Here is a 22,050-nt window from a genome sequence, read left to right on the forward strand (position 1 = left end):
CGAAGGGCCGGTGCGCTGCGACGGGCCGGTGCCGCACGACGGCCGGTTCACCGGACGGGCCTCGGGTCAGTCGCGGCCGAAGTGCTCCTCCCGGTGGACCCGCCACCGGTCCATGATCGCCTCGATCTCCTTCTCGACGAACTCGAAGAAGGCCAGCGTCTCCCCCAGCCGACGGCCTGCCGGGGTGCCGGGGCCCAAGCTGGCGACGCCCTCGCGCAGCGCGTCCTGCCAGCGCCGGATGACGGCCTCGCGGTTGGTGAGGGCCTCGTACCACTGGTCGCCGTGCACGCGGTAGCGCTCGCGGCGCGAGCCGGGTTCCCGCTCGCGGGAGACGAGGTGCTGCTGGTCCAGGTAGCGCACGGCTCCGGACACCGCGGCGGGCGAGATCCGCAGCGTCTCCCCCAGTTCGGCGGAGGTACTGGCCCCGGTGTCCGAGACCAGCAGGGCCGCGAAGACCCTGGCCGGCATGCGCGGCAGCCCGGCCGCCACCAGTTGCGCGGCGAAGTGCTCGACGAACCGGGAGACCGCCTCAAGGTCCCGCTCCGGCTGCCCGGCCCCTTCCTTCGTCATGATCCACCCGTCTCCGCCCTCGGCCCCTGCACATCCCGTCCGCCCGCTGCGCACCCGTATCCGCAGCTCAGCAACATCGACCAGTCTAGTCCGACATTTATACACTTCCTTAACTTCATAAATTTGTGAAACCAGCGTACTTTCCGAAGCATGACGAAGGCCATCACCGTGTCCGGACTCCACAAGTCGTTCGGTCGCACGCACGCACTCGCCGGTCTCGACCTGGAGGTCGAGACCGGCGAGGTCCACGGCTTCCTGGGCCCGAACGGCGCCGGAAAGTCCACCTCCCTCCGCGTCATGCTCGGTCTGCTGCGTGCCGACTCGGGTGCCATCCAGGTACTCGGCCGCGATCCGTGGGCGAACGCCGTGGAGCTCCATCGCTGCCTCGCCTATGTCCCCGGCGACGTCGAACTGTGGCCGAACCTCACCGGCGGTGAGGCCATCGACCTGCTGGCGCGACTGCGCGGCGGCCTGAACAGGAAACGGCGCGCCGAGCTCATCGAGCGCTTCGACCTGGACCCGACCAAGAAGGGCCGCGCCTACTCCAAGGGCAACCGGCAGAAGGTCGCCATCGTCGCCGCGCTCGCCTCCGACGCCGAGTTGCTGCTGCTCGACGAGCCGACCGCAGGACTGGACCCCCTCATGGAGGTCGTCTTCCAGGACATCATCGGCGAGGCCAAGGCGGCCGGCAGGACCGTCCTGCTCTCCAGCCACATCCTGGCCCAGGTGGAGAAGCTCGCCGACCGCGTGAGCATCATCCGGCTGGGACGCACCGTCCAGTCCGGCACCCTCGGCGAGCTGCGCCACCTGACCCGCACCACCATCGAGGCGGAGACCGAACGGCCCACCACCGGCCTCGGCGAGTTGCCCGGCGTCCACGACCTGCGGATCCTCGACGAGGCCACCGGCCGGGTCCATTTCGCCGTCGACGGCGGCCAGGTCGACGCAGCGGTCCGCAAACTCACCGAGTTCGGCATCCGCAGCCTCATCAGCCACCCGCCGACCCTGGAGGAACTGATGCTCCGCCACTACGGCAGCGAGCTCGCCGCCAACGGGCACGGTTCGAAGGGGCACAGTTCGAAGGGGCACGGCACGGACGGGCACGGCACGGACGGAGACCTGCGATGACCACCGCGACGGCCACCGCCAAGGCGCCGGCACCGGCCGGACCGGTCGCGGGCGGCAACGCGCTGGCCGGGACCCGGACGCTGATCCGCTTCGCCCTGCGCCGGGACCGGATCCGGCTCCCGGTGTGGGTCCTGGCCCTGTTCCTCGGCACGCTCATGACGGCGAACAGTTTCAGGACGCTGTACAGCGACCCGCAGGACCGGGCGAACGCCGTCAGGAGCGTGGACAGCCCGGCCGGCCTGGCCATGTCCGGCCCCCGCCACTACCTCGGCGACGACGGCTTCGGCTCCATACTGAGCCACCAGATGCTCGGCTTCATGACCGTCCTCGTCGGCCTCATGAGCGTGCTGATCATCACCCGGCACACCCGTGCCGAGGAGGAGACCGGCCGCGCCGAGCTGGTGCGCTCCACCGTCGTGGGCCGCCACGCCCACCTCGCCGCCGCCCTGTCCGTCGCCGTCCTGACCAACCTCGCCCTCGCCCTGCTGCTGGCCTTCGGCCTGGCCGGACTGGGAATGGAGGGCATCGACATGGCGGGCTCGCTGCTCTACGGCTTCGACCACGCCGCCGCCGGCCTCGTCTTCGCCGCCGTCGCCGCGGTCACCGTCCAGTTCACCGCGCACACCCGCGGCGCGTCCGGTATGGCGCTCGCGGTCATCGGCGTCGCCTACGTACTGCGTGCCGTCGGCGACAGCGGCGAGAACGGCACCCTGTCCTGGTTGTCCCCGATCGGCTGGGTGCAGCGCAGCTACCCGTACGTCGACAACCGCTGGTGGCCGCTGCTGCTCTGTCTGGTGTTCGCGGTGATGTGCGCGGCGGCGGGGTTCGTGCTCTCCACCCGGCGGGACGTGGGCGCGGGCCTGCGTCCGGAGAAGCCGGGCAGCCCCACTGCCTCCGCCGCCCTCACCACACCGGTCGGCTTCGCCCTGCGACTGCACCGCGGCACGCTGATCGGCTTCGGCGCCGGCCTGTTCCTGATGGGCGCGATGTACGGCTCGATCCTCGGGGACGCCGAGGACATGCTGAAGGGCATCGACGAGATCCAGGAGGCCCTGGACCGCATCGGCGGGGCCGGCGTCGTCGAGTCCTTGGCCTCCATGGTCATGGTCGTCCTGACGGTCGTGGCGGCGGTGTACGTCGTCATGGCGGCCCTGCGGCCCCGCTCGGAGGAGACGGCGGGCCGCGCCGAACCCCTCCTCGCCACCGGCCTCTCGCGCGCCCGTTGGGTCGGCGGCCACCTGGCCGTGGCCATGGGCGGCGGTACGGTCGTGCTGCTGCTGGCCGGGCTCGGCTTCGGCATCGCGGGCGCGGCCTCGACCGGCGACGCCGGACTGTTGCCGGACCTGGTGGGCGCGGCCGTCGCCTACGCACCCGCCCTGTGGGTCACGGTCGGCGTGACCGTGGTGCTCTTCGGCTGGTTCCCGCGGGCGAGCCAGGCGGCCTGGATCGTGCCGGTGTACGCCTTCGTGGTCGGCTACCTCGGCCAGATCCTCCAGTTCCCGAGCTGGATGAACAACCTCTCCCCGTTCGGACATGTCCCCCGGCTCCCCGCCGCGGACATGAACTGGACCCCGCTGCTCCTGCTGTCCCTCGTCGCCGCCGGCCTGGTGTGGCTGGGCCTGGCGGGCTTCCGACGGCGGGACCTGGAGACGAAGTAGCGGCAGCCGTGCCTGCCCGGGCGCCCGTCGCGGTGCACCGCGCATCCACTGCGACGGCGATGGAGGCCGCCGGCCTGGGCAGTTCCCAGCAGTTGTCCTTGGCGGCAGCCGTACGCGCACCGGGCCCGCTCGGCACACCCGATGCTGCCGGCCCGCTCCCGCCACGGTGAGATCGTTCGGACAAGCTCCCCATCGCTTGATGGTGTCCCTGCGGGTGGCGCAAGGAATCTGAAGGTGGCGTCACGGGTCGGGGCCGGTGGTGCTGCTCGGCGGGCGGGAGGTCGAGTGACGGTGCATCGGGCCCTGTCGGGGCGGCCGGCTGCTCGTGCGCGCGGTTTTCCACGACCGCCCGGTGGCACGGCGGCCTCGACGTGCACGATGCCGGGACACGCGTCCGCGCCCCGGGGAGGACACACCGTCCCAAAGGCGTGAGCACTTTGGCTGCCACTGTCCTGATGTCGCTCATTTGAGCGCTCACGTGATACATGCCCGTCGACTGCTCACGCTTTTCGGCAAGGCATCCGCTTCCGGCCCCGCAGCGTCGGGACCGCGGAGATCCCCTGCACCACCCGGCGGGACACCCTCCATCGCATGAACGCGAACCCTTTGGGGGTATATGCGCAAGACGCAGGAAGTGCAGTTTCCAGCCATACGCAAGGGCATCGGTTCTTGAACGGGGTCACCGCAGCAGGTTGTGAAGCAGGGCGACCACGGCCAGGCCCACAAGAAGCGCGCCTCCGACAGCGGGGCGCAGGAAAGCGATGTCCGTGCCGCCGGCGCCCGCCGGCAGCAGTACGGCGGTGCGGGTGCCGAGACCGTTCACGTTGAACCCCGGGTACGGCAGGTGAGACGCGGTCCGTCCGCGTCCGGACCGCACCTTGCGGCATACGCGGGTCACCCCCGCAACTCTCGCGAAAATCCGCTGAGGTCCCCTTTGTGGAACGGGCCCGGCGCCCCGTCCGCCCATGGGCGACGCGGTTCGGGACGGCGGACTCAGACCTCGACCACCAGCCCTTCCAGTCCTCGGATCACGAAGTCCGGCTTGCGCTTCGGCTCCTCCGCCGGGCTCAGCGTCGGGGCCTTCTCCAGCAACGCCGTCATGGACGCGGCCAGTTCGATACGGGCCAGGGGCGCGCCGATGCAGTAGTGGATGCCGGCGCTGAAGGAGATGTGCGGGTTGTCCGCGCGGGTGAGGTCCAGGCGGGCGGGGTCGGTGAAGACGGCCGGGTCGTGGTTGGCGGAGCCGAAGAGCATGGCGATCTCCGCGCCCCTGGGGATCACCGTGCCGTCGATCTCGATGTCGTCCAGCACCCAGCGTTCGAAGAGCTGGAGCGGGGTGTCGTAGCGCATCAGCTCCTCCACGGCGGTGGGGACCAGGGAGTGGTCCGCGCGGAGGGCGGCCAGCTGACCGGGGTTCCGGAACAGCGCCGCCCAGCCGTTGACCGTGGAGTTCACCGTCGCCTCGTGGCCCGCGTTCAGCAGGAGCACGCAGGTGGAGATCATCTCCTGCTCGGTGAGGCGGTCGTCCTCGTCGTGTGCCGCGATCAGCCCCGAGATCAGGTCGTCGCCGGGCTTTGCGCGACGCTCGGCAATCAGCTCCCGGAGATACTCCGAGAATTCGACCGAGGCCCTGACGGCCTTCGTCGCCGACTCCCCTGACGGCTTCAGCTCGTACATCCCGCAGATGTCCGCCGACCAGGGGCGCAGCGGGGCCCGGTCGGACTCGGGGATGCCCAACATCTCGGCGATCACCGCGACCGGGAGCGGTTCGGCGACGTCCCGCAGCAGGTCGCCGCCGCCGGCGTCGACCAGCGCGGACACCAGGTCCGCCGCGAGTCCTTCGATGTACGGCTTCAGCCGCTCCACCGTGCGCGGGGTGAACGCCTTCGACACCAGACGCCGGATACGGGTGTGGTCCGGCGGCTCCAGGTCGAGCATGCCGTGGTCGTTGAGGGTGTGGAACGGCTCCTGCTCGGGCGGCGGTGCGGTCCGGCCGAACTCCTCGTGGGTGAAGCGGTGCTGGTATGTCCGGCCCAGGCGCCTCTCGCGCAGCAGCGCGGAGACGTCCGCGTGGTGCGGGACCAGCCACTGGTTCGTCGGCTCGAACCAGTGCACCCGGCCCCGTTCCCGCAACTCGGCGTAGGCGGGATACGGGTCGGCGAGGAACGCCGGGTCCCACGGGTCGAACGCAAGGTCGGATTCAGCCGTCATGGACGGACCATAGGCCGCCGAGCGGGCCCCTGCCCAGAGCCCTCATCGAAAGCGGCTTTCCCGATGGGGACAGGAAGGGCCGCCAGGAGCTGCCCCCTGCGACCTGCGGAGCGAGACCAGACAGTGCCTCGCACAGCACCTTGGCCGGATGCGTACCCGTGCTCATGGCGTCTGCCGTACGAGGCGGGAAACTCTGGCCATGTTCATCAGACGATCAGTCGCGGCAGTCGCCGTCTCCCTTGTCGCGGTCACTGTGGCCGCGTGTGGAACCCAGCGGGGCGAGCAGGCGCGGTCGGCGAGTCCGCCGCCTTCCTTGACACCCCGACCGACGTGCGCGGAGCCCGTCGAGGTGCCTTCGGATCTGCGGTCATCTCCCGTTCCGAGCGTGACCGGCACACCCCAGAAGGAGAACGGGGAGAACGGGGAGAACGGGGAGAACGGGGACCAGGCTCCCCACTACGCCGAGAACCACGCCTACCGCATGCAGGCATCCATGACGGCGGACGAACACGCCCGGGGGCAGGCGTCGGCAAAGCTCATCCGCGAGGAGCTGGAGAAGGTCCGGCAGGAAGGCGGTCCCGGTGAGCACGGCGCCTTCGGCGAGGAGCGGATCGCGGCGGCGCTGAGTCGTCTCGGCTGCGGTGAGGAGCACGGCGTGTATGTCGGGCCCGGGTTCTACAGCGTCCACACGGGGGTCGCGTGCGTGTCCGGTCGCGTGGCGGAGGACGAGTTGACCAGCGAGGTGCACGGCGCCTACCTCGAGCCCCAGCCGGGGACGGGCCCCTGTGTCAGGAACCAGGGAGGCCACTGAACGCCCGGAATCACGCCCCTGGTCGAGCGGTTCGCTTCACGTGCTCGACGAAGGCCGCGAAGGAGAGGGCGGGGACGGAGAGGACGGCGCGGGCGGGGACCTTGGAGTCGCGGATGGCTATGCGAGTGGAGAGGGCAGCGATCTCGACACAGGTGTTGCCTTCGCCGCCGCCGGAGTAGGTGGACTTCCGCCAGTTCATCAAAGCTCCTTCGTCAAGCGGTGAACGAAGTCCCGTGACTCCGAGGGGTTCAGCGACGACTTCTTCACCGTGCAGAAAAGCGTTCGGAGCCGATCCAAGTGGGCTGCCGCATCGATGAACAGGGTGCCCGTGGGTGAGTCGAGGAGCCCCGTGTCCAACTTAGGCACCGACCCACCCAGATACATCATCGATGCGTCAGCACCAGCGAAGCCGTCCCGGTCGACCGGGATGATCCGCACGGTGGCGTGACCCTCCTCGATCTCGTCCAGGATGAGCCGAAGCTGAGACACGGCCGTCCGGCGGTCGGCCACACGAATACGCAGGGCGAACTCGTGAATCATCGTCTCGTACGGGGTCGGCCTGTCACCCTCGATCGCCTTGCGCCGTCTCATCCTGTGCTCCACGCGCGGCGCCAGTTCACTCTCGGGCAGATCAGGACGCATGTACCTGAAGACCGCCCGAGCGTAGTCCGGGGTCTGGAGGAGCCCGGGAACGTGCGTGATCACGACCTCCCGCAGAAAGGTCGCGTGATGTTCCGCCTCGGCCACATCCATGTTCACCTGCGGCAGGACTCCCCGGTAGTCGTCCCACCAGCCGTGTGACCGCTCACTGGCCAAGGACGCCAGAGCGTCGATGAACTCCTCGTCCCCGCAGACGTAATGAGCTGCCAGCCGACGAACGCGCTCCGCGCTGACGCCTGAGATGCCCAACTCCACCTGACTCATCTGCGCGGAAGTCGAGTTCAGGAACGCCGCCACCTCGCGCGCCTTCATGCCCGTCGCCTCGCGCAGCTTGCGCAACTCAGTCCCCAGCCGCACCTGCCGAGCGGTGGGATTACTTCTCGGCGCCATACGTTCTCCCTCCCCAACGCTTCTGCGTACGTGCCACGTTCGAGTGCCAAATTATGGCAACAGCTCGCGAGAGGAGAAATTACTCCTCTACCGTCAGTGACGCGACGCACACGCTACGGAACATCGGGGTACCGGAAGTGCACCGCTTCGTCCTGTCATGACGGTTGCGGCAATGACACCGCCCGGCGGCTGCGACGCCCCTCACCTCACCGAACGGAGTTGCCGCATGTCCGAAAACGAGTCCTGGGAGTACTCCTTGTACATCCCGAACGATCCGCGCGCCGTGACCATCAGTCGCCGCACCCTCCGCCTGATCCTCACGATGCACGGCCTGATCCGCCTGGTCGACGTCGCCGAACTGCTGGCGGCGGAGCTGATCACCAACGCCGTGACGCACACCAAGGGGCCCGCCGCGCTGCGGGTGCGCTGGTCGGCCGGCGTGCTGCGGATCGGCGCGTGGGACGCTAACCCCGAACCGCCCGACACTTCGGCGGAGTTGAACGGCAACGCCATCGATGAGGGCGGCCGGGGGCTTGCCCTGGTCAGGGCCTGCTCCGACCTGTGGGGCTGGCAGCCGCTCTCCAGGTTCGGCAACCGGGGCAAGTACGTGTGGTGCGAACTCGCCGGTCAGCCCGGCCAGCCCCGTCAGCCCCGTCAGCCCGGTGTCACCAGCCGGGCCTCGTAGGCGAAGACGGCTGCCTGGGTGCGGTCGCGGAGGCCCAGTTTCACCAGGATGCGGCTCACATGCGTCTTGATCGTCGACTCGGCGACCACCAGCCGCCCGGCGATCTCCGCGTTCGACAGGCCCTGCGCGATGAGCACCAGGACCTCCGTCTCGCGCTCGGTCAGGTCGCCGTAGGCCGCGTGCGCGGACGGCATCAGGCGCGGGGCCTCGGACAGTTTGGAGAACTCGGTGATCAGGCGCTTGGTCACCGTGGGGGCGAGCAGCGCCTCGCCGGACGCGACGATCCGTACCCCGTCGGCGAGTTGGCGGGCGGAGGCGTCCTTGAGGAGGAAACCGGAGGCGCCCGCGCGCAGCGCCTGGTAGACGTACTCGTCGAGGTCGAAGGTGGTCAGCACCAGCACCTTCGCGGCGCCGTCGGCGGCGACGATCTCGCGGGTCGCCTCGATGCCGTTCAGCTCGGGCATGCGGATGTCCATCAGGACGATGTCGGGGGCGAGTTCGCGGACCCGGTCCACCGCCTCCCGGCCGTTGACGGCCTCGCCGACGACCTCGATGCCCGGCATCGCGTTCAGCAGGACCGAGAAACCCTCGCGCACCATCATCTGGTCGTCCGCGATCAGGACGCGGATGGTGCGGTCGTCGTCGCTCATGCGTCACCTTCGTTCACCGAGGCGACCGGCAGGAACACCGCGACCTCGTAGCCGCCGTCGTCGGTCGGGCCGGCCGTCATCTCGCCGTTCAGCATGGTGACCCGCTCGCGCATGCCGGTGACGCCGTGCCCGGCACCGGGCGAGGGCTTCACCAGGTTCGGTGCGGGGACCGGGCCGTTGACTATGCGCAGGCCGAGGCCACCGAGGACGTACCCGATCTCGACCCGGGCGCTCGCGCCCGGCGCGTGCCGCAGGCTGTTGCTCAGCGCCTCCTGCACGATCCTGTACGCCGACAGCTCCACGCCCTGCGGCAGCTCGCGCACCGCCCCGGTCACCACTTTCTCCACGTCCAGACCGGTGTCCCGCACGTTGGCGAGCAGGGCGTCCAGGTCGGCGAGGGTGGGCTGCGGGGCGTCGGGGGCCTCGTAGTCCTCGGCGCGGACCACGCCGAGGACCCGGCGCAGCTCGGTGAGGGCGGCCACCGCGTTCTCGCGGATGGTGGCGAAGGCGCGCTCCAGCTCGGGCGGCGGGTTCTCCACCCGGTAGGGCGCGGCCTCGGCCTGGATGGCGACGACCGACATGTGGTGGGCGACCACGTCGTGCAGCTCGCGGGCGATGGTGGTGCGCTCCTCCAGGAGCGTGCGCCGGGAGCGTTCGTGCGCGGTGACCGTCTGCTGGGCGGTCACCTCCTCCTCGGCCGAACGCCGGATGTGCCACACGGCCACGCACAGCAGGATCAGCGCGGAGTAGACCAGCAGAGGAGCGGTGTTGGTGCTGTAATCGTACGCACCGGGCGGGTCGAGCAGGGTTTCGGCCAGGCCCCCGTACAGGGCGGTGATCACCCACATCCAGGCGGCGGTGCGGGGTCTGGTGCGCAGCGCGACGACGGTCAGCACCGTGAGGTGGCAGACGATGGAGGCGGGCGACCACGGCCAGTCGCCCCAGGTGTTGCCGAACAGGGCGGAGATGACGGTGGCCCCCATGGACAGCCAGAACGCGCCGACCGGCCGGACGAGGGTCATCAGGATCGGTATCCCGGCGAGCAGACCGAGGATCACGCTGAAGGAACCGTCGGAGACGCCGAACGCCAGGGGGGCGAGCGCGACGATCAAGGCGTGCGGCGCCCAGCCCGCGTGCTCCCGCAGGCGGGCGGGCAGCAGCCGTGCCAGTCGGCCGTTCATCTCGCGACGCGGGAGCGGCCGACAGGCGAACGCGTTGTGGATCAGGTCGTGGCGCAGCCCGCGCAGGGCGTTCCGGGCCAGCCGGTACTCCGGGCTGCGGGTCTTGGCCCAGTCCCCGGGCGACAGGGCCGCGGGATGGGCGTGGGTCGTCTCAGTCACGGTCACACGTTAGGCCGGTCGGGTGACCGGGGGCGTCCCCGCCGAGAGGGGTTCCCGGGCCTCCGTCTCAGGTACTACAAGGGGGCGAAAAGTCGTACGGGGAGAGGGCCGGCGGCCCCCGGCGCCCCGGCTCACATGGCACCCGGGCGGGCCGCCCCTCGCGTCAGTACCCCGTCGGCCGGACCAGCCCCGACTCGTACGCGAAGACCGCCGCCTGGGTGCGGTCCCGCAGGCCCAGTTTCACCAGGATGCGGCCCACATGGGTCTTCACGGTCTGTTCGGCGACCACCAGCCGCACCGCGATCTCCGCGTCGGACAGGCCCTGCGCGATCAGTCCGAGCACCTCCGTCTCCTCCGTCTCCCGCTCGGTGAGATCGCCGACGCGCTGCCTGAGCGGGAAACGGTGCCTGTCCTCCAGGCGGGCGAACTCGGCGCTCAGCCGCCGGGTGATGCCGGGCGCGAGCAGCGCATCGCCGGGAGCGTGGCCTTCCCGGGCCCGGAACCGGTCAATGGCGCATACGGCGGTGCCCCCGAGGACCAGGCCCGGCTTCCCGAGGTGTGCCCCCGAGGCCCTCCACCCCGGCTCCCCTCACTGGTAGTGATGAACGGTCTGCCAAGGAAAGGAACACCTGTGCGCGTGCGGGAACAACGGGACGACAGGACCAACGGCCAAGGGCGGGTACGGCGCACGGACGCGCCGGGTGCCGTCACCGGACTGCTGGCTCTGCAGCGCACGGCGGGGAACGCGGCCGTGGCCCGCGCACTCGATGAGCAACAGCGCGCCGACCACGGTCACGGCCGCCCGGCGCAGCGCACAGCGACCCCGGAGACCGCTTCCGCCGCCTACGCCGACCGTGCGTTCGTGCAGCGCATGCCGGCGGACAGGCAACCGCCACCGGTACCGCCCAAGCCCGAGAACCTCACGGTCAAAAAGACCGCAGAACCGACACACGACTACACGTGCGCCGGGCCGGTGGGGCAGATGACTTTCTACCGCGCCGACACGCGTCCCCCCGAACTGATCAGAAAGACCAACGGGATGCGCTCATGGGAGCCGGCGTCCCTCAGTACCGAACTGACCACGTTCTTGAGCAGACCACGCGAATACTCCCAGGAACACGTCAGGAGTCCCAACAAGCGTCTGGTGTCCATGGCGCTCAATGAGGAATGCGGCGGCTTCGCCAGCTCGGACCGGCACATCTACACCATCCAGGTTTCCGGCATGTACCAGTTCGATGCTCCGCCGGCGAGAAGCAAGCTCCTGACCAAGCCGACCCTCTTCGCCAACAGCGACTCCCTGGAGACCGCGACCGTAATCATCATGGCGCCCGTGGGCGCGACCGATGAAATGGACTACTTCGGGGACATCCCGGTGTCCCACATCGTCGCCTGCCGCAAGCCCGGCGAGAGCGGCTACGAAGCCATGTGACGCACGTGGGGGAGGGGGAGGGCCGAGGCGCCCTCCCCCTCCTCACCAAGCGAGCTGGGCGATCTCCTCCGCCACCACCGCGCAGGCGTCCGCCGTCGGGTCGATCAGCGGGAAGTGACCGACGTCCTCCAGCAACGTCAGCCCCACCACCTCACCGGCCTTGGCCGCCGCGTCCGCGTACGACTCGGCGACCGCCTGCGGGACATCGGCGTCGGTACGGCCCTGGACGACGGTGGTCGCGATACCGGTGGGCAGCAGCAGCGCGGGATCGGCGTACGGCTGCCGCTCGGTGAACCCCTGCTCACCGCCGAGGAGTTGGCGTGCCGCACCGCCGCAGACGTCCAGCTTGTCGGCGACCGCGAGGTCGGCGATCGGAGCGAGGGCGACCACGCCCCGCAGGGGCACGGGACCGTCGGTGCGCCAGGGGGCGTCGGCGGGGAGCAGGTGGCGGCCGGCGGCCCACAGCGCCAGGTGGCCGCCCGCCGAGTGGCCGGTGACCACCGTGCGGTGCGGGTCGGCGCCGGGCAGGTGCCGACGGGCCAGCCCGGGCAGCGCGTCGAGCGCGGCGGCGACGTCGTCGAAGGTGTCCGGCCACCGCCCCGCGACCGGGCCCCCACCGCCTGCCTCGCCCGCCTCACCCGTCCCGCGCCGGTACTCGACACTGGCCACGGCGAAGCCCCGGCGGGCCAGGAAGCCGGCGAACGGGCTGATGTGCCGCCGGTCGTAGGGCGCCCGCCAGGCACCGCCGTGCAGGACGACGACCAGCGGCACGCTCCCGCCGGCAGGGCCCTGGGCATCCCGCGGGGCGTAGAAGTCCACCACCTGGTCCGGATCGTCGCCGTAGGCCGCTGTGGCGTCGGGCGCGACCGGCGAGTGGGAGAAGAGCGACTCCTCCTCGGCTGCGGACCGGGCGGCTGCGACGTCGTCCGTCATGCTCAACCTCTCAGCGATCAAACGTACTTGACGGTCGAGAGAAGAATTCGGCCGTTGGCCGGGACCGTATCAGCCCGACGACGGGCGGGGACATGGGGATATCACGCACGGTGAACGTATCCGGGGTGGCCGCTCCCCTCCTGTCAGAAAGACGACCGGGCCCGCCGGCGCAGGACTGCGCCGGCACAGGCCAGGACGACGGCAAGACCCGCCAGTACGCGGACGAGCACGTTGATCGACATGGAGAGGTGCCCCACCGTGGTGCCGTCGGAGGAGACGCAAGCGCTGCGAAGAGGCCGGTGCTCCTGCCCGATGCCTGCCGACTCGGCACCGGAGGCGGCCCGGTTCGCGCACAACTCGGGAAACGACCCTCCCATGGTGACGGAGAACCAGCCGTAGCAGTACACGGCCACTGCCGAAGAACCGGAGGTCAGAACGAGAACCGCGCAGAGTCCGGGCAGAGGCAGGGGCGGGTTGTTCAGCATCAGGACGACGGTCACGATGCCCGCCGCCGCGGTAGCCAGACCGATGAGCATCAGCATGCCCGTCAAAGGCACCGACACGGTGTCACCTTCTCTTCGTTCCCCTCCACGGCCGGGGCCTCTCGTTCGGAGCAGGCCGGGCTCGCGGGCCCCGGCACCGGACCCCGCTTCCTGCTCCGGCCTGCTCCGGCCTGCTCCGGCCTGCTCCAAACGAAAGAGCCTAGGGTCCGGGCTCCGCCAGCACCTCCGCCAGCACTTCCGCCAGGCTCCTGGCCGCCCGCTCCGCGTCCGCGAAGCCGACGTACAGCGGGGTGAAGCCGAAGCGGAGCACGTCCGGGTGACGGAAGTCGCCCACCACCCCGCGCTCGATCAGCCGCCGCATGACGTCCCCGGCGTCCTGGCAGCGCAGGGCGATCTGACTGCCCCGCTCCCCGTGCGCCCTCGGGGTGAGGCACTCGACCCGGCCCTCGGGGACGTACGCCTCGACGCACTCCAGGAAGAAGTCCGTCAGGGCGAGGGATTTGGCCCGTACCGCCTCGATCGTGACGCCGCCGTCCCAGACGTCCAGCGCCGCCTCCAGGGCGAGCATGGACAGGATGTCCGGGGTGCCGACCCGCCCGCGCAGCGCACCCGGCGCCGGTGCGTACTCCGGGCGCATGCCGAAGGGCTCCGCGTGGGAGTTCCAGCCGGGCAGCGGGGAGTCGAAGCGGTCCTGCAACTCCGCACGCACGTACAGGTACGCCGGTGCGCCGGGGCCGCCGTTCAGGTACTTGTAGGTGCAGCCGACCGCCAGGTCCACGCCGTGCTCGTCCAGTCCGACCGGCAGCGCGCCCGCGCTGTGGCACAGGTCCCAGACCACGTACGCCCCCGCCGCGTGCACGGCGGCCGTGAGCGCGGGCAGGTCGTTCAGCCGGCCGGTGCGGTAGTCGACGTGGTTGAGCAGCACGGCGGCCGTACGGTCGCCGAGCGCGTCCGGGACCTCGGACGGCGGCACCGGACGCAGGGTGCAGCCGGTCATCCGGGCCGCCGACTCGGCGATGTAGCCGTCCGTGGGGAACGTGGTCGCGTCGACCACGATCTCGTCGCGGACGGGTCCGGCGGGTCCGGCGGCACCGTCCGTCAGCCGGGCCAGGCGCACCGCGCCCACCACCGCCTTGAAGACGTTGACGCTGGTGGAGTCGCCGACGACGATCTGCCCGGCCGCCGCGCCCACCAGCGGGGCGATCCGGTCGCCGATCCGCTCGGGCGCTGTCCACCAGCCGCTCTCCGTCCAGGACCGGATGCGCAGCTCGCCCCACTGCCTGCGGACGACGTCCTCGACCCGGCCGGGGACGGCGACGGGCAGCGCGCCCAGCGAGTTGCCGTCGAGGTAGACCGCCTCACCGCCGCCCTCGTCCAGCACGAACTCGGCGCGTTTGGCGGCCAGCCCGTCGGCCGCGTCCAGTTCCTTCGCCCTGAGCCTCGGTTCAGACATAGGAGCGCGCCGTCCACAGCTCGGGGAACACGTTGTTGCGTGCCCGCTTCTCCAGCCAGGCCACCCCGGCGGAACCGCCCGTGCCGGCCTTGGCACCCATCGCGCGGCGGGTGGCGACCAGGTGGTCGTTGCGCCAGCGCCACACCAGCTCGGCGACGTCGGTGAGCGCCTCGCCCAGCCGGGCGACCTCGTCCCGCTCGTCACCCGCGTAGACCGCCGTCCAGACCTCCTCCACCCGCGGCGACGGCTCGTACCGCCGGGACACGTCGCGGCGCAGCACCTCGTCGGGGACGGCGTGCCCGCGCCGCGCGAGGAGGCGCAGCACCTCGTCGTACAGGCTCGGCTCGTGCAGCGCCTTCTCCAGCTCGGCGTGCACCCGCGGCGCGCCCCGGTGCGGGACGAGCATGGACGCGGACTTGTCACCCAGCAGGAACTCCATGCGCCGGTACATCGCCGACTGGAAGCCGGAGCCCTCGCCGAGCGCGCCGCGATAGGCGTTGAACTGCGCCGGGGTGAGCTGCCCGAGCGGCTTCCAGGAGGCGTTCAGCGCCTCCAGTTCCCGCACGGACCGCTTCAGCGCGTCGACCGCGGTGGGGATGTCGTCGCCCCGCAGCGCGTTCGCCGCCGTCTCCCACTCGTGCACGATCACGGTGAACCACAGCTCCATCACCTGGGTGGTGACCAGGAAGACCATCTCTCCGGGATCGTCGGAGAGGGTGTGCTGGAGGTGGGTGAGGACGTCGGCCCTGACGTAGTCCTCGTAGGGGGTCGTGCCCTCGAAGTCGAGATGCGGGGTCTCCGGCTCAAAAGCCTCGTGGGACATCGCTGTCTCCTGAATTGTGCTCCGGGTAGCGGTCCGCCCCTGCCGTTACCGACACGGGGGCCCCGGTCCCCGCACTGCATCCTCCGCAATGATCCCCCGGCCTCGCAAGGCCCGCCCGATCACAGTTGTTCCGGGACTGCTCCGGGCGGGTGACCGGGATCCGCTCCGGGCCTGCCGGGTGTCCGGTTCCCTGAGAGGATCGAGTCATGAACACCTCCCGGGGCGTGGTGGTCTCCCAGGTCGTGGTGTTCATGGGCATCTCGTGCACCGGCAGGAGCACGTTCGGCGCCTTGCCCGCGGACGCCCTCGGTGTTCCGCACGCCGAAAACGGCTTCCATCCCCAGGCCGGCGTCACCTTCGCGCACCTCAGCGGCGCACGTGCCCTCGTCGGGGAACGGACCGGGCGGCTCGAGGGGTTCTTCATGCCCATGCCCATGCCCATGCCCATGCCCGGCTCCCGGTCCTCCGTACTCCAGCCACTGGAGCCGGACGACACGGGAGTGACGGTGGACGTGCCGGGCACCCGGGAGGGGATCACCGCTTGCGCCGTGGACGCCCTACGGGGCGTGAAGCGGTCCTCCGCCCCTCCTCGGGCCTCGCCCCTCGGCAGTCCCGGCCCGGTCGCACGGACGGAACGATCTCGATCATCTTCAGGGACACGTATGCGAAAAGGGCGCAAGGAAACGGGGAAGCAGGAGCAGCGACTGCGATGGCTGCCCGCCGCGCTACTCGTGAGTGCCTTCGTCCTCGATCTGGTCCTCTTAAACAACGTCAGCACGTTCCCCCTGCTCGCGGCCGCCCCCGTACTGGCCGCGCCGATTCTCTCCCTGCGCGGGACGATCGCCACCGGGGTGGCGGCGAACGCCGTCGGGCTCGCCCTGGTGGACCTGGAAAGAGAGCCGACCCGCGCCGACGTCACCGCGTTCACCAGCCTGGTCGTACTCACCGTCATCGCGGCAGGCCTCAATGTGCTGCTGGCACGCGACCGGCAGCAGCTGAGGACGAGCCGCGAGGTGGCGGCGGCGGTGCAGCGCGCGGTGCTGCCGGACCCACCGCACCGGGTGGGGCGGCTGACCGTGGCCTCCCGGTACGAGGTCGCCCACGAGGAGGCCGCCATCGGCGGTGACCTCTTCTCCATCTACGAGACACCCCACGGCATCCGCATGCTCATCGCCGATGTGCGCGGCAAAGGCCTCGAGGCGGTCCGCACGGTCAACGCCCTGCTCGGGTCGTTCCGTGAGGCCTGCCTCCACCAGCCGGATCTGCCGAGTGTCGTCCGGCAACTGGAGGACCGGATGCGGGCCGGCATCGAGGAGGCGAGTGGTGCGGAGACCGAGTCGTTCGCCACGGCCGTCATCGCGGAAATCCCCTCCGACTACTCCGTGCTCCGCATCACCAACCGGGGCCACGAGGCGCCCCTGCTGGTCCACGACGGCAAGGCGAGCCCGCTGGAACCGGCCACGCCGTCCCTGCCCCTGGGCCTGGGCGCCCTCGGCGGCGACGAGGTCCCGGTCGACCGGTTCGACCTGCCGGTCGGGGCCACCCTGGTGCTCTTCACCGACGGCATCGACGAGGCCCGCGACACGGACGGCGTCTTCTTCGACCCCGTACCGGTGCTGTCGCAGCGCTTCCCGCCCGACCCGGACGCGGTGCTCGACGCGGTGGTCGACGCCGTCTCCCGGCACACCGGAGGCGCCCTGCAGGACGACGCCGCTCTCTTCGCCGTCACCCTGGGCCCGGACGCGGAGACGAATACCGCCGCCCCGCCCTCGGACACCGCTCGGGCCCCCCGCCCCGGGCACGGCACGTAGCCCGCGACGCGGCACCGCGGCCCGGCCGAACGGCCCCCCTGCCAGGTGGCAGACTGGCGTCATGACCACTCAGAAGAACCTGCTCGGCGGCCCGGACCCGACACATCTGCCGGAGAACGAGGAGGCATACCGCCTGCTCGCCGAGGACTCCCTGCCGCCCGCCGAGGTGGTGGCGAAGTTCCCGACGTTCTCGCTGGCCTGGGCCATGCTCGCCGACGACGCCTTCGAGGCGGGGCGAGTAGTCGAGTCGTACGCGTACGCCCGGACGGGTTACCACCGGGGACTCGACTCGCTGCGCCGGTCCGGATGGAAGGGCCACGGCCCGATCCCGTGGAGCCACCGCGCCAACCGCGGCTTCCTGCGCTGCCTCGCCGCCCTCGCCCGCGCCGCCGAGGCGATCGACGAGAAGGAGGAGGCGGAGCGCTGCAAGCAGTTCCTCCAGGACAGCAGCGCCGAGGCGTACGAGGAGCTGAAGCGGGCCTAGGGCCTGCACCAGAGTCTGCCCTGGGGTGGCCTAGGTTCCGGGTTGCCGGGGCTCGGACGGTGGTGTTTCACGTGAAACACCACCGTCCGGCCCCACTGCGGTCTCGGGTTCCAGTGGGGGCACCGCCACGCTGCCGTGCGTATGGCATTCGGGGCGGCGGCAGCCCGGTGCGGGACGCCGTACGGTCGCGAAGGCGATGACCGAGCCGGCCACCAGGACGGCGGCGCACAGCACCATCGCCCGGCCGAACGCCGCGTCGAAGGCGTCCGGCTCCCGGTACGCCTCCGGCCCCATCCCTACGAGCAGCGGCAGCGCGGCCACCGCCACCAGGCCGGCCGCGCGGGCCGCCGCGTTGTTGATACCGCTGGCCAGGCCCGCCCGTGTGGTCTCCACAGCCGCCAGAACGGTGGCGGTCAGCGGCGCCACCAGGGTGACCATGCCCAGGCCCAGCACCAGCAGCGCGGGCAGCGCATCGGTGAGGTACGAGGCACCCGGCCCCACCCTCGTCATCAGCAGCATCCCGGCCGCGCACAGCAGCGGTCCGACGGTGAGCGGGATGCGCGGCCCGATCCGGGCGGCGAGTTCGCCGGAGCGGGCGGAGAGCAGCAGCATCAGCGCGGTCGTGGGCAGCAGCGCCGTACCGGCGGCGAGCGCGGACCAGCCGACGGCGACCTGGAGCTGGAGCGCGGCGAGGAAGAAGAAGCCGCCGAACGCCGCGTACACGCACAGGGTCACCACGTTGATCACCGTGAACTGGCGGGACGCGAAGATGTCCAGCGGCATCATCGGGTGCGGCCGGTGCTTCTCGACGAACACGAAGGCGACGGCGGCCACCAGTCCGGCGACCCCGGTGGCCGCGACCACGAGGGAGCCCTCACCGGCCTCGATCAGCGCGTACGTCACCAGGGCGAGGGCGAGCGCGCCGAGCACCGCGCCGAGCACGTCGAAGCGGCCGGGGGCCTGCTCCCCGCTGTCCGACTCCGGTACGTGACGGACGGCGATCGGGGCGCACAGCACGGCCAGCGGCACGTTGATCAGGAACACCCAGCGCCAGCCCGGCCCGTCCACCAGCCAGCCGCCGAGGAACGGGCCGACCGCCGCGCCGATCCCGCCGAAACCGGACCACAGGCCCACCGCCCGGCCCCGGTCGTCGGGGTGGAAGGACGCCTGGATCAGGGCGAGCGAGCCGGGCGTGAGCAGCGCGCCGCCGATCCCCTGCAGGGCACGGGCGGCGATCAGCGCACCGGCGTTCGGGGCGAGACCGCACAGCAGGGAGGCCGCGGCGAACCACAGCACGCCGACCACGAACACCTTCCGGCGCCCGAACCGGTCGCCCAGCGCCCCGCCCAGCAGGATCAGGCCGGCCAGCGTGACCATGTACGCGTTGACCGTCCACTGCAGGGCGGCGAGGTCCGCGTCGAGGTCGCGGCCGATGCGCGGCAGGGCCACGTTGACAACGGTGGAGTCCAGCATGGCCATGCTCGAACCGAGCACCGTGGTGAGCAGGATCCACTTGCCCTGCGGTGAGGCCAGCCGGACATCGGGCATGCTCGGAGCATACGGAAGCGGGCCGAGCCCGGCACTCCCCGCGCACGCGCCGCAACGGGTGCGGACGGACGTGACGGGCGGGGTGCCGGGCTCGGCTACGCGCTACCGACGTACTGGTCGGCATCTACCGACGCCTGCTGACGTTTACCGACGTTTACCGACGTCTACCGGCATCTGCCGACGTACTGCGGGATTTACTTGATCCTGGTGCCCGTGGAACGCAGGTTCTGGCAGGCCTCGACGATACGGGCGGACATCGACGCCTCGGCCAGCTTGCCCCAGGTGCGCGGGTCGTAGGTCTTCTTGGAGCCGACCTCGCCGTCGACCTTCAGGACGCCGTCGTAGTTCTTGAGCATGTGGTCGGCGACCGGACGCGTGAAGGCGTACTGCGTGTCCGTGTCGATGTTCATCTTCACGACGCCGTTCTCCAGCGCGGTGAGGATCTCCTCCGGCGAGGAGCCCGAGCCGCCGTGGAAGACGAAGTCGAACGGCTGCGAGCCGGCCGGCTTGCCGTACTTGGCGGCGGTGCCCTCGTTCAGCTCCTTGAGCAGCTCCGGGCGCAGGACGACGTTGCCCGGCTTGTACACGCCGTGCACGTTGCCGAACGACGCGGCCAGCAGGTAGCGGCCCTTCTCACCGAGGCCGAGCGCCTCCACGGTGCGGATCGCGTCGTCGACCGTGGTGTAGAGGGAGTCGTTGATCTCGTGCGAGACGCCGTCCTCCTCACCGCCGGTCGGGGTGATCTCGACCTCGAGGATGATCTTCGCGGCGCGGGCGCGCTCCAGAAGCTCCTGGGCGATGCTCAGGTTGTCGGCAAGGGTCTCCGCGGAGCCGTCCCACATGTGGGACTGGAACAGCGGGTTGCGGCCGCCCTTGACGCGCTCCTCCGAGATCGCGAGCAGCGGACGGACGTAGCCGTCGAGCTTGTCCTTCGGGCAGTGGTCCGTGTGCAGGGCGATGTTGACGTCGTACTTCTCGGCGACGATGTGCGCGAACTCGGCCAGGGCGACCGAACCGGTCACCATCTCCTTCTTGTGCTGACCGCCCAGGAACTCGGCGCCGCCCGTGGAGATCTGCACGATGCCGTCGCTCTCCGCCTCGGCGAAGCCGCGCAGTGCCGCGTGCAGGGTCTGGGACGAGGTGACGTTGATGGCCGGGTAGGCGAACTTTCCTGCCTTCGCCCGGTCCAGCATCTCGTTGTAGACCTCGGGAGTTGCGATGGGCATCTGTCCGCTCCTTATGCATGCGCGTGCGGGTTGGCGTACTGCGTACTGTCGGCCCTGACCTGGAACCTTGGATGCGACGTCGTTGTCGGGGCCATCCTCCCAGACTTGCCCCGCACGGCGACGGCGCTGGTCGAGTCGTTATGCGGGGGATGCCGAGGGGGCCGGAACACGGGGCCCGGGGGCCGGGGGCCGGGACACCGGCCGATGGGGTGGGTACCGGCCGACCGGTGTGGTGGGTACCGGCCTGTGCGGTGCGGCCGGCCGGCCGGTCAGTCAGTCAGTCCAGGCCGAGCTCGTCCTTGCCGAAGGCGAACAGGTAAGGCACCCCGGCGCCCTCCTGGATCTTCTCGGCTGCGCCGGTCGCCCGGTCCACGATGGTCGCCACGGCCACGACCTCGCCGCCGGCCTCACGCACGGCCTCGACGGCGGTGAGCGGGGAGCCGCCGGTGGTGGAGGTGTCCTCGACGACCAGGACCCGGCGCCCCCTGATGTCCGGGCCCTCCACCCGCCGCTGCATACCGTGCGCCTTGGCCGCCTTGCGGACCACGAACGCGTCCAGCCGCCGGCCGCGCGCCGCGGCGGCGTGCAGCATGGCGCCGGCCACCGGGTCCGCGCCCATGGTGAGGCCGCCGACCGCGTCGAAGTCCAGCTCGGCGGTGAGGTCCAGCAGCACCTGGCCGACCAGCGGGGCGGCCTCGCCGTCGAGGGTGACGCGGCGCAGATCGACGTAGTAGTCGGCCTCGAGCCCCGAGGAGAGGGTCACCTTGCCGTGCACCACGGCCTTGTCCTTGATCTGCTGCAGCAGCGCGCCACGTACGTCACTCATGACAGCCAGGGTAAACGGCTCCGGGGCATACCCCGCAGGTCGTGCCCCACAGCCGTGCATTGCAGGGCATGCCCCGGAGCCTGTCGTCTAGAGCCGCCGCCAGGTCCAGGTGGTCGTGGCTTCCAGCGGCTCCAGCGGGGTGACCAGACGCGGGTGGGTGTTCAGCCCGTTGGGCGGCCCGGTCTGCGGCTCCACGCAGACGGCCTCGCGCTGCTCGTCGTAGACCACCACCCACTCCTCACGGCTGGTCACCTTCAGTTCCAGCCGCCCCGGCCAGGTGAGGGTGACGTCGACCCCGTCAGGCATGCCGAAGCAGTCGTCCCAGGGGCCGGGGCGGGGGTCGACCCGGTTGCCGGTGGGCAGGTGGTCGTCACCGCGCTCCTCCTGCCAGGCGGCGGTGAAGTCGAGGCGTACGTCCTGGGCGTCCGCGCCACCGAGACTGCGGTTGAACCAGGGGTGCCAGCCGATCTGCGCCGGGAAGGACGACTCATACGTCTCCACGGCCATGGTCAGCGTCAGCGCGTCCTCGCCTAGCGTGAACTGCTGCGTCACCCGCCCGGGGTACGGCCAAGGCTCCACGAGGTCGTACGTGAGCACGGCCTCGTCGGCGCTCTTGCGGGCGGTGCGCCAGGCGGCGTCACGGGCGGTGCCGTGGATGGCGTGGGGCGGGGCGTTCAACGGCAACTGCCGGACGGTCGCCCCGTCCCGGAACCGGCCGTCCCTGGTCCGCCCGCACCAGGGGACCATCGGGAAACATCCGAAACGGTCGCCCTGCCGCAGCAGTTCCACTCCCCCGACCCGCAGTCCTGAGACCCGCCCGCCGTTCCCCGGCCGTACGGTCACCTCCGCGTCGCCCGCGGTCAGCGTGATGTCTTCGTCACTCACGGGACGACCCTACTGGGGTGATCAAG

22 protein-coding genes and 1 pseudogene are annotated in these 22,050 nt (G+C 70.9%); 7 read left to right on the top strand and 16 right to left on the bottom strand.

The window, feature by feature from the left end; all coding sequences use genetic code 11:
- Window positions 1-66 precede the first annotated feature (66 nt).
- Complete coding sequence (locus ACFYQA_RS11715; protein WP_388915052.1) at window positions 67-570, bottom strand: GbsR/MarR family transcriptional regulator; 504 nt, start codon at window positions 568-570, stop codon at window positions 67-69.
- 150 nt (window positions 571-720) lie between these two features.
- On the opposite strand from ACFYQA_RS11715, the gene ACFYQA_RS11720 reads away from it, so the two are divergent.
- Both ACFYQA_RS11720 and ACFYQA_RS11725 read left to right on the top strand, forming a co-directional pair.
- Window positions 721-1,698, top strand: coding sequence for an ABC transporter ATP-binding protein (locus tag ACFYQA_RS11720; RefSeq protein ID WP_388915055.1), 978 nt, complete (start codon window positions 721-723; stop codon window positions 1,696-1,698).
- Window positions 1,695-3,356: an ABC transporter permease gene (locus tag ACFYQA_RS11725; protein ID WP_388915058.1), complete on the top strand. Its 1,662-nt coding sequence runs from the start codon at window positions 1,695-1,697 to the stop codon at window positions 3,354-3,356. The genes ACFYQA_RS11720 and ACFYQA_RS11725 overlap by 4 nt, the downstream gene beginning before the upstream one ends.
- 679 nt (window positions 3,357-4,035) lie before the next feature.
- Here ACFYQA_RS11725 and ACFYQA_RS11730 read toward each other — a convergent pair.
- Entirely contained in the window at window positions 4,036-4,254 is a 219-nt protein-coding gene (locus tag ACFYQA_RS11730; RefSeq protein WP_388915061.1) for a hypothetical protein, read from the bottom strand.
- A 95-nt stretch (window positions 4,255-4,349) separates the two neighbouring features.
- Window positions 4,350-5,567: a cytochrome P450 gene (locus ACFYQA_RS11735; protein ID WP_388915065.1), complete on the bottom strand. Its 1,218-nt coding sequence runs from the start codon at window positions 5,565-5,567 to the stop codon at window positions 4,350-4,352.
- A gap of 385 nt (window positions 5,568-5,952) precedes the next feature.
- On the opposite strand from ACFYQA_RS11735, the gene ACFYQA_RS11740 reads away from it, so the two are divergent.
- Window positions 5,953-6,378, top strand: a complete 426-nt coding sequence (locus ACFYQA_RS11740) for a hypothetical protein (protein ID WP_388915068.1) — start codon at window positions 5,953-5,955, stop codon at window positions 6,376-6,378.
- Window positions 6,379-6,388: 10 nt separating this feature from the next.
- Here ACFYQA_RS11740 and ACFYQA_RS11745 read toward each other — a convergent pair whose 3' ends face one another.
- Both ACFYQA_RS11745 and ACFYQA_RS11750 read right to left on the bottom strand, forming a co-directional pair.
- Complete coding sequence (locus ACFYQA_RS11745) at window positions 6,389-6,577, bottom strand: DUF397 domain-containing protein (RefSeq protein WP_388915071.1); 189 nt, start codon at window positions 6,575-6,577, stop codon at window positions 6,389-6,391.
- Window positions 6,577-7,428, bottom strand: a complete 852-nt coding sequence (locus ACFYQA_RS11750) for a helix-turn-helix transcriptional regulator (RefSeq protein ID WP_326753883.1) — start codon at window positions 7,426-7,428, stop codon at window positions 6,577-6,579. The genes ACFYQA_RS11745 and ACFYQA_RS11750 overlap by 1 nt, the downstream gene beginning before the upstream one ends.
- A 226-nt stretch (window positions 7,429-7,654) precedes the next feature.
- Here ACFYQA_RS11750 and ACFYQA_RS11755 point away from each other — a divergent pair, with 226 nt between their 5' ends.
- Window positions 7,655-8,113 carry an ATP-binding protein gene (locus tag ACFYQA_RS11755; RefSeq protein ID WP_326753882.1) on the top strand — a complete coding sequence of 153 codons (459 nt, stop codon included), beginning with the start codon at window positions 7,655-7,657 and terminating at the stop codon, window positions 8,111-8,113.
- Here ACFYQA_RS11755 and ACFYQA_RS11760 read toward each other — a convergent pair.
- The 3 genes and pseudogenes from ACFYQA_RS11760 to ACFYQA_RS11770 all read right to left on the bottom strand — a co-directional run.
- Window positions 8,083-8,763 (bottom strand): response regulator transcription factor, encoded by a 681-nt coding sequence (locus tag ACFYQA_RS11760; RefSeq protein ID WP_326753881.1) that lies wholly within the window; start codon window positions 8,761-8,763, stop codon window positions 8,083-8,085. The genes ACFYQA_RS11755 and ACFYQA_RS11760 overlap by 31 nt on opposite strands.
- Window positions 8,760-10,103 (bottom strand): sensor histidine kinase, encoded by a 1,344-nt coding sequence (locus tag ACFYQA_RS11765; RefSeq protein ID WP_388915075.1) that lies wholly within the window; start codon window positions 10,101-10,103, stop codon window positions 8,760-8,762. The genes ACFYQA_RS11760 and ACFYQA_RS11765 overlap by 4 nt, the downstream gene beginning before the upstream one ends.
- 163 nt (window positions 10,104-10,266) lie before the next feature.
- Window positions 10,267-10,584, bottom strand: a pseudogene (locus ACFYQA_RS11770) (response regulator transcription factor); the annotation flags it as partial.
- A 156-nt stretch (window positions 10,585-10,740) separates the two neighbouring features.
- Here ACFYQA_RS11770 and ACFYQA_RS11775 point away from each other — a divergent pair.
- On the top strand, window positions 10,741-11,532 hold the full coding sequence (locus ACFYQA_RS11775; RefSeq protein ID WP_388915078.1) for a hypothetical protein: 792 nt from the start codon (window positions 10,741-10,743) through the stop codon (window positions 11,530-11,532).
- A 42-nt stretch (window positions 11,533-11,574) separates the two neighbouring features.
- Here the strand turns inward: ACFYQA_RS11775 and ACFYQA_RS11780 are convergent, their stop codons facing one another.
- The 4 genes from ACFYQA_RS11780 to ACFYQA_RS11795 form a co-directional block, all read right to left on the bottom strand.
- Complete coding sequence (locus ACFYQA_RS11780) at window positions 11,575-12,465, bottom strand: alpha/beta hydrolase (protein WP_388915081.1); 891 nt, start codon at window positions 12,463-12,465, stop codon at window positions 11,575-11,577.
- Between the two features lie 143 nt (window positions 12,466-12,608).
- Window positions 12,609-13,028: a hypothetical protein gene (locus ACFYQA_RS11785; RefSeq protein WP_388915084.1), complete on the bottom strand. Its 420-nt coding sequence runs from the start codon at window positions 13,026-13,028 to the stop codon at window positions 12,609-12,611.
- A 139-nt stretch (window positions 13,029-13,167) separates the two neighbouring features.
- Entirely contained in the window at window positions 13,168-14,421 is a 1,254-nt protein-coding gene (gene kynU, locus ACFYQA_RS11790; RefSeq protein WP_388915086.1) for a kynureninase, read from the bottom strand.
- Window positions 14,414-15,244, bottom strand: coding sequence for a tryptophan 2,3-dioxygenase family protein (locus ACFYQA_RS11795; protein WP_386393192.1), 831 nt, complete (start codon window positions 15,242-15,244; stop codon window positions 14,414-14,416). The genes kynU and ACFYQA_RS11795 overlap by 8 nt, the downstream gene beginning before the upstream one ends.
- Before the next feature lie 206 nt (window positions 15,245-15,450).
- Between ACFYQA_RS11795 and ACFYQA_RS11800 the strand changes: the two genes are divergently transcribed.
- Both ACFYQA_RS11800 and ACFYQA_RS11805 read left to right on the top strand, forming a co-directional pair.
- Window positions 15,451-17,055, top strand: coding sequence for a PP2C family protein-serine/threonine phosphatase (locus ACFYQA_RS11800; protein WP_388915090.1), 1,605 nt, complete (start codon window positions 15,451-15,453; stop codon window positions 17,053-17,055).
- Window positions 17,056-17,116: 61 nt separating this feature from the next.
- Window positions 17,117-17,539 carry a DUF3151 domain-containing protein gene (locus tag ACFYQA_RS11805; RefSeq protein ID WP_388915093.1) on the top strand — a complete coding sequence of 141 codons (423 nt, stop codon included), beginning with the start codon at window positions 17,117-17,119 and terminating at the stop codon, window positions 17,537-17,539.
- A 30-nt stretch (window positions 17,540-17,569) separates the two neighbouring features.
- On the opposite strand, the gene ACFYQA_RS11810 is transcribed toward ACFYQA_RS11805, so the two are convergent.
- The 4 genes from ACFYQA_RS11810 to ACFYQA_RS11825 all read right to left on the bottom strand — a co-directional run bounded on the left by ACFYQA_RS11810 (window position 17,570) and on the right by ACFYQA_RS11825 (window position 22,024).
- On the bottom strand, window positions 17,570-19,087 hold the full coding sequence (locus tag ACFYQA_RS11810) for an MFS transporter (protein WP_388915096.1): 1,518 nt from the start codon (window positions 19,085-19,087) through the stop codon (window positions 17,570-17,572).
- 194 nt (window positions 19,088-19,281) lie between these two features.
- A complete protein-coding gene (fbaA, locus tag ACFYQA_RS11815; protein WP_388915099.1) occupies window positions 19,282-20,313 on the bottom strand; it encodes a class II fructose-bisphosphate aldolase in 1,032 nt (343 codons plus the stop codon).
- Between the two features lie 277 nt (window positions 20,314-20,590).
- Window positions 20,591-21,139 (bottom strand): orotate phosphoribosyltransferase, encoded by a 549-nt coding sequence (gene pyrE / locus ACFYQA_RS11820; protein ID WP_332429511.1) that lies wholly within the window; start codon window positions 21,137-21,139, stop codon window positions 20,591-20,593.
- Window positions 21,140-21,226: 87 nt separating this feature from the next.
- Complete coding sequence (locus ACFYQA_RS11825) at window positions 21,227-22,024, bottom strand: aldose 1-epimerase (protein WP_388915102.1); 798 nt, start codon at window positions 22,022-22,024, stop codon at window positions 21,227-21,229.
- Window positions 22,025-22,050: the final 26 nt, after the last annotated feature.

Origin of the sequence: Streptomyces sp. NPDC005774, assembly GCF_042871645.1 — a bacterium.
GTDB lineage: Bacteria > Actinomycetota > Actinomycetes > Streptomycetales > Streptomycetaceae > Streptomyces > Streptomyces pratens.